At 70.2% G+C, this 6,213-nt stretch carries 6 protein-coding genes; 4 read left to right on the top strand and 2 right to left on the bottom strand.

The features are described 5' to 3' along the window. The first annotated feature begins 130 nt into the window (after positions 1–130). A complete protein-coding gene (locus D7X32_RS42475; protein WP_120608198.1) occupies positions 131–367 on the top strand; it encodes a chaperonin in 237 nt (78 codons plus the stop codon). Positions 368–427: 60 nt separating this feature from the next. Then, positions 428–2,041: a phospholipase D-like domain-containing protein gene (locus D7X32_RS42470; protein WP_167506569.1), complete on the top strand. Its 1,614-nt coding sequence runs from the start codon at positions 428–430 to the stop codon at positions 2,039–2,041. On the opposite strand, the gene D7X32_RS42465 is transcribed toward D7X32_RS42470, so the two are convergent. Both D7X32_RS42465 and D7X32_RS42460 read right to left on the bottom strand, forming a co-directional pair. Next, positions 2,038–3,408: a hypothetical protein gene (locus D7X32_RS42465; protein ID WP_120608196.1), complete on the bottom strand. Its 1,371-nt coding sequence runs from the start codon at positions 3,406–3,408 to the stop codon at positions 2,038–2,040. The genes D7X32_RS42470 and D7X32_RS42465 overlap by 4 nt on opposite strands. Positions 3,409–3,519: 111 nt before the next feature. Continuing rightward, a complete protein-coding gene (locus D7X32_RS42460) occupies positions 3,520–4,110 on the bottom strand; it encodes a hypothetical protein (RefSeq protein WP_120608195.1) in 591 nt (196 codons plus the stop codon). 252 nt (positions 4,111–4,362) lie between these two features. Between D7X32_RS42460 and D7X32_RS42455 the strand changes: the two genes are divergently transcribed. Both D7X32_RS42455 and D7X32_RS42450 read left to right on the top strand, forming a co-directional pair. Then, a complete protein-coding gene (locus D7X32_RS42455) occupies positions 4,363–4,743 on the top strand; it encodes a BlaI/MecI/CopY family transcriptional regulator (protein WP_014400122.1) in 381 nt (126 codons plus the stop codon). 5 nt (positions 4,744–4,748) lie between these two features. Then, the coding region (locus D7X32_RS42450) for a M56 family metallopeptidase (protein ID WP_147450486.1) at positions 4,749–6,213 on the top strand (1,465 nt) is incomplete at its 3' end.

Genomic DNA, 6,213 nt, shown 5'->3' with positions numbered 1-6,213 from the left:
GTACGGGGCAGGGCGGGTCGGGGCGGTACGGGCGGGACGGGGTAGGGGCAGCACGGCAGGACGGGCGGTACGGGGCGGTACGGCAGATCACGCAGACGGGCAGACACTTCATCCTCGGAGAACGAAGACCATGGCGACCAAGACCCAGAAGCAGACCATCCAGCGCAAGGCCCGTCAGATGAAGGCGAAGACGGTCAAGGCCGTGTCCAACGCTGGCAAGCAGGCGAAGCGCGTGCAGGTGACGCTCGGTGACCTGATCGCCGCGGCCTTCGACACCGTGGGAGGCGAGGCTCGCAAGGTGGCCAGGGTTGTCTCTTCGACCGACATGACGTTGGCGACCGGAAAGCACATTGTCTTCGTGGGGTGATGCTTCCGCCGGCCGGGCGCGGACGACATCAGGGATCCACTCCAGGGCCAGGTGAACGACGTGAAATCCATTCTCATCCCCGGACGCAACTGCTGGACGCGAACGGAAACGCATGACGCGGGCGTGCTGGTGGACGCCCGGGATTACTACCGAGAGCTGTATCGGGCCATCCGGAAGGCCCGCCGCTCCATCGTCATCACCGGTTGGCAGTTCGACAGCGACGTGACGTTGCTGCGCGGTGAGGACCTGGAAGAGGCGAACGGAGGCGAGGTCCGGCTGCTGCCGCTGTTGGATCAGATGTGCCGGGAGAACCCGGAGCTGCACGTCTACATCCTCGCCTGGGACTTCAGCATGCTGCTCGCCATGGAGCGCGAGTGGATGCAGAACATGCTGTTCAACTGGACCACGAACGAGCGGCTGCGCTTCCGCTTCGATTCCTCCAGTCCGCTCTACGGAGCCCATCACCAGAAGCTCGTCGTCATCGACGGCGTGATGGCCTTCACCGGCGGCATGGACGTGTGTGACTGTCGCTGGGACGACCGGGACCATCCCGCGCGCTCGAAGCTGCGCTGTGATTCCGGCCGCGACCCGCACGGGCCCTACCACGACGTGCAGACAGTGCTGACAGGCCCCGCGGTGAAGCCGCTCGCGGAGCTGTTCGAGGCGCGCTGGGCGCACTCGGGCGGAGGCGAGCTCCACCTGGAGCCCGTGAACCGCGACGACCTGACTTTCGAAGCGACGATGCCCGCGCCTCCGGGCCCGGTGGCCATCAGCCGCACCTTCGGCAAGACCCTCCTGCCTCCGCAAGCGGAGGTGCAGGAGATCCGCGCGCTGTACGTGGACGCCATCGAAGCGGCCGAACACTTCATCTACATCGAGAACCAGTACTTCTCCTCGCGGGCCATCTACGACGCGCTCGTCAAACGCATGCGCGCGGCCGGACGGCCCCGGCTCCAGGTGATGCTGGTGCTGCCCCGTCAGCCGGAAGCGCTGCGCGAGCAGATCGCCATGGGCGTGGCCCAGGTGCGCCTGCTTCGTGCGCTGCGCGAGGTGGCCGCTGAAACAGGCCACGGCTTCGCGGTGTACGGCTCGGCGGCGAAGGACGAGGACGGCTCGGACGTCTTCACGTACATCCACTCGAAGGTCCTCGTCGTGGACGACACGTTCATGACGATTGGCTCCGCGAACACGACGAACCGCAGCCTGGGACTGGATTCAGAGCTCAACCTGAGCTGGGAAACGGAAACGCCCGGAGACGCCGTGTCGCGCGCCATCCGCCGCGTGCGCGTGTCGCTGATGGCGGAGCACGCGGGTCTGGCGGGCGTGTCCGCGCTGCGCCCGTTGGTGGAAGCGAAGCGCATGGTGGAGACGCTGGACCGGCTGGCCCACGACGGGCAGCACCGGCTGCGTCCGCACCCGCTGGAGACGGTGTTCGACCAGAACCCCCTCTTCAAGCCGCTGGAGCCGGAGGAGTTCCTCATCGACCCCGAGGAGTCGGTGCTGGACGAGTCCCTCTTCGAGGCGCTGCACAAGGGCGACGACGGCCTCTTCGCTTCGGGCGTGCGCCTGCTGTCGCGGTGGCTGGTCGGCAAGCCCTGCGACACGGCCCGGCACAGCGCCATCCTGCCCTGCGTTCCCTCGCAGGAAGAGGGCGGGCCGGCGGGGCCTGGCTAGCGGCGCGCGAAGTCCACGCCCACGCCTGCACCCACGCTCACGCCGGGCACCAGCGAGCCATCCGGCTGCGGGAAGTGCACCGTGGAACCGGCGCCCCAGACGTACATCGCGGGCAGCACGCGCTGACGGAACTCCGCCGCCAACGAGTAACGGGGCTTGTCACCCAGCCCCATCACCACCACGCGCGCGATGCCGCGCGACTCGCCGCCCGGGCTGCTGAAGCTCAGGGACAGGTCGCCGTCCGCGCGGCCGAAGGCGGAGTACTCCACGGCGCCGCTGGCCACCACCTCCGTGGAGTCCGGCCCGTCGCCTCGCGCCACGGACAGCTCCAGGTAGCCGGAGAAGTCCTTGGGCACGCGCTGGTCCGCCTGCGGCTCCTCGGAGAGGCCCACCGCGGAGAAGCGCGCCAGCTCATAGCCCGCGCCGAAGTAGCCGAAGCGGAAGCCGCCGCCCTGCCGGCGCCCCTGCACGGTGACGCTGAGCTGCGTGCCCTTGAAGTTGCCCTCGAACGCGACGCCCAGCAGGCCGCCGATGTCCTGCGCGCCATCGTTGAGCCGCGCGCCGCCGGCGAGCAGGGCCCACGAGCGCAGCCGCTCGCCCTTGTACATGGCGAACTCGCCGCCCACCGACGCGACCGTGGCCGCTGGCGTCACCCCGCCGGCCTCGCCCACGTCGTGCGCCGCCGAGGCGCGCACCAGGTAGCGATCGAAGTTCCCCTCGCTGTCGCTGACGATGCGGCCGATGTCCAGGAGCAGCTCGCCGGAGAACAGCCGCGCGGCGAGCACGTCGCTGGCCAGCAGCTGCACGCGCGCGGGCCCCGCGGTGAACGACAGCGTGCCGCCCGCCGGGTGGTAGTTCGGGTTGAGCTGGTTGTCGTAGCGGTTCACCAGGTAGCCGCGCCCCAGCGACTCCTCCAGGAACGGCTGCACGCGCAGGCCGAAGCGGCCGGACTCGTCGCCAATGCGCAACAGGCGCACCACCTGGCCGTAGTCGCTGCGCTCGTCCCAGTCTTCGCGCCTCAGCCACGCGCCGTAGTCCTGGTCCTTCTGCTTCGGTTCGTTGTCCAGCAGCCGGAAGCGCAGCGGCGCGCCCAGCATGAAGGCGAAGTCCTCGCCGCCATCCACGCCCAGCGACGGGTACGCGTACCCGAACAGGTCCTGCTCACCGCCCGGCGTCCCGGACGGGAAGCTCAGCGGCCCCACCTCCAGGAGCGCCCGGAAGCCGATGCCCTCTGAAGATCCGCTCGAACTCCCCGAGGACTCCGGCGCGGAGTACGTCTCCTGCTGCGGATCATTGGGGACCTCCTCGAGGGTGGAGGACTGGGAGTGAAGCAGGGCGAGGAGGGCCACGAAGGGAGCGCCAGTCATTGGTGCTCACTCTAGTTGGCGCGGCCCGGAGTGGACAGACGAATACCCGGGACGGCCCTCGCGCGGGCTTTCCCGGGTATCCGCCCTCGCGTGGGGCGCGATGACTGCTAGCTAGTGGGTGGGATCCGGCGTGGCGTCCGTCTCCACCTTGGAGGTGTCCGTGCTGGGGGCGTCCACGTCGCTGTTGAGCGCGCCGGACCCGGTCTCGTCGCTCACGTCGCTCTTGCCCTCGGTGGTCGTGGCGCCGGAGCCGCCGGTGCCACCCAGGTTGCCCTCCGTGCCCAGGTTGCCCTTCTCATTGGGGTCGCGGTTCTGGTTCACCGCGCCGGAGGGGGACTGGGTGTCGCCCAGCTCGGTGGGCGTGTTCTGCTGCACGTCCCACTTCTCTCCGTCCTTGGTCTTCACGGCCTCGTCGGGAGCGCCGGAGCCGCCGGTGGCCTCGCCCTCGTAGACGGTGGGCGCGTCCATGCGGTCGCGCTTCTCCAGGTCGCTCACGTTGCCGGTCTCACCGGGCAGCTCCTGGGAGGAGGTGTCCGAGGACGAGGAGTCGATGCTCCCGCTGGTGTCCTCGGTGCTGCCCGCGCTGCCCGAGCCGCCCATCGCACCGGCTGCCGGTGAAGAGGCCTCGCTCGTGTTGGCGTTGTGGCTGGCGCAACCGTACAGCGACAGGGCGGCGATCGCCGCGAACAGAGGAAGCTTCATGGGAAATCTCCGTGTGTGTCGGGTTTCAAGTCGGCTGCCAGAAATTGGGTTGCCCTTCGGACAGAGACAAGGACACACACGGGCTCCTCCCAACTGGCACGCTCCTGAGCAGCCAGGGGAGCAGGCGCTCACGTGACGGGCGCGTGACTCAAGGGCCGCCGCCAATTCCTCGCACGACACCGGCTTGACTACGGCTGTAGTCAGGCGTACCTTCCTTTCTGACTACAGCTGTCGTCACGAAGGGCAGGGCGCATGAAGAAGCCGGTGGGAGAGCAGGAGCTGGCGGTGCTGCGGTACGTGGCCGAGCACGGTCCAGCGACGGTGGGTGAGGTGGCCGAGCGCTTCGGTGAGGCGCAGGGGCTGGCGCGCTCCACCATCCTGACGGTGATGGAGCGGCTGCGTCTGAAGGGGCACCTGACCCGGAGCAAGGTGGACGGGGTGTTCCAGTACGCCTCGCCGGTGGCGACGCAAGAGCTGCTGCGCGACGTCGTAGGGAACTTCGTGCAGCGCACGCTCAGCGGATCGCTGTCCCCGTTCGTGACCTACCTGTCGGAGACGGAGGACGTGTCCGACGAAGAGCTGAAGCAGCTCCAGGACGTCGTGGCGCGCCTGCGCCAGAAGCGGAAGGAGTAAGTCCCGTGACGCCTCTCATGACCTCGCCGTGGTGGTCTTCGTGGTCGGAGTCCGTGTGGCGCGCCTCGTGGCAGGGGGCGCTGTGCGCGCTGGCGGTCTGGTTGCTGGCCCGGGCGGTGCCGCGTCTGCCCGCGTCCCTGCGCGCCGGCCTGTGGTGGCTGGTGGCGCTCAAGTTCGTGCTCACGCTGGGCTGGCCGAAGCCCATGCCCCTGGCGCTGCTGCCCGTGGAGAGCCCCGGCGCGCAATCCCAGACGGTCCGCGTGGAAGACGCTCAATCCAATACATCGGGGGTGAGGGTCATGGTCCTCGCCGCGCCGGATGCCACCCCGCGCGTCCAGGTGTCCGGTCCCGTGTCGCCGCAAGGACAGACACAGGCTTCCGTGAAGGTGGCCGCTGACGAGCCGTCGCACGGGGCGCGGTTCGCGGCCTTCGTCCGGGGCGTGGTGGCTTCGCTCCGCTCGCATCCGTGGACGGTGGGCGTGGCGTGGGCGCTGCTCGTCCTGTGGGGCGCGGGTGTGGCGTGGAAGGTGCGGGGCCATGTGCAGGCGTGGCGTCAGGTGCGGGGCATGCGGGAGCGCGCGCGGCCCCTGCGTCACCCGGTGCTGGAGGAGGAGGCGGAGTTCCTGGCGAACGAGGCGGGCCTGCGCCGTCCTCCCATGCTGCTCGTGTCCGATGAGGTGGTGAGCCCGCTGGCGGCGGGGCTCATGTCGCCGGCCATCGTGCTGCCCGCGAAGGCGCTGCGCGACCTGCCGGAGGACTCGCTGCGCATGGCGCTGGCGCATGAAGTGGCGCACCTGCGGCGCGGGGACTTGTGGCTGGGCTGGGTGCCGGCGCTGGCGGAGACGGTCCTCTTCTTCCACCCGCTCGCGCGCCAGGCGGCCCGTGAGTACGCGCTCGCCCGGGAAGAGGCGTGCGACGCGGAGGCGCTGCGCCTCACCGGCGCGGAGCCCGCGGACTACGGCGAATTGCTCATCGCCTTTGGCATCACCCGGCCCCCGGGCAGCGCAGCGGCGCTCGGGGCGTCGGCCCACCTTCACGCGCTGCACAGGAGGCTCCGCATGCTGGAACATGTCGACGTCGTCCCCACCCAACCCCGCCGGTGGCTGAAGGGTGCGCTGTTCGCCCTCGGCGCCGTGGTCCTGATGCCCTTCCAGGTCGTCGCCAAGGCGCCCGCGGAGAGCACCGCTCCCGCCGCGAAGGACGCGGCCCCCGTCCCCGTGAAGGTGGGCACCGTCCGATACCTGCCCGAGGACGCCGCGCCGGGCACCGGGGCCGCGCGGACGACCGTCGCGTCGAGGTCCACCGCGACGCCGGCCCCTGACGCGAAGCCGTCCACCGCGCCGAAGCCCACCGTGGCGGTGCACACCGCGAAGGCGCCCGGCACGCCCGAGGACGCGCCGCCGTTGCCGCCGCTGCCCGCGCTGCCTCCTCCCACGCCGGGGAGGCCCTCCACGCGGCTCATGACCACAC

It is taken from the genome of Corallococcus carmarthensis (assembly GCF_003611695.1).
GTDB lineage: Bacteria > Myxococcota > Myxococcia > Myxococcales > Myxococcaceae > Corallococcus > Corallococcus carmarthensis.
This window is presented reverse-complemented; position numbering and strand designations above follow the sequence as displayed.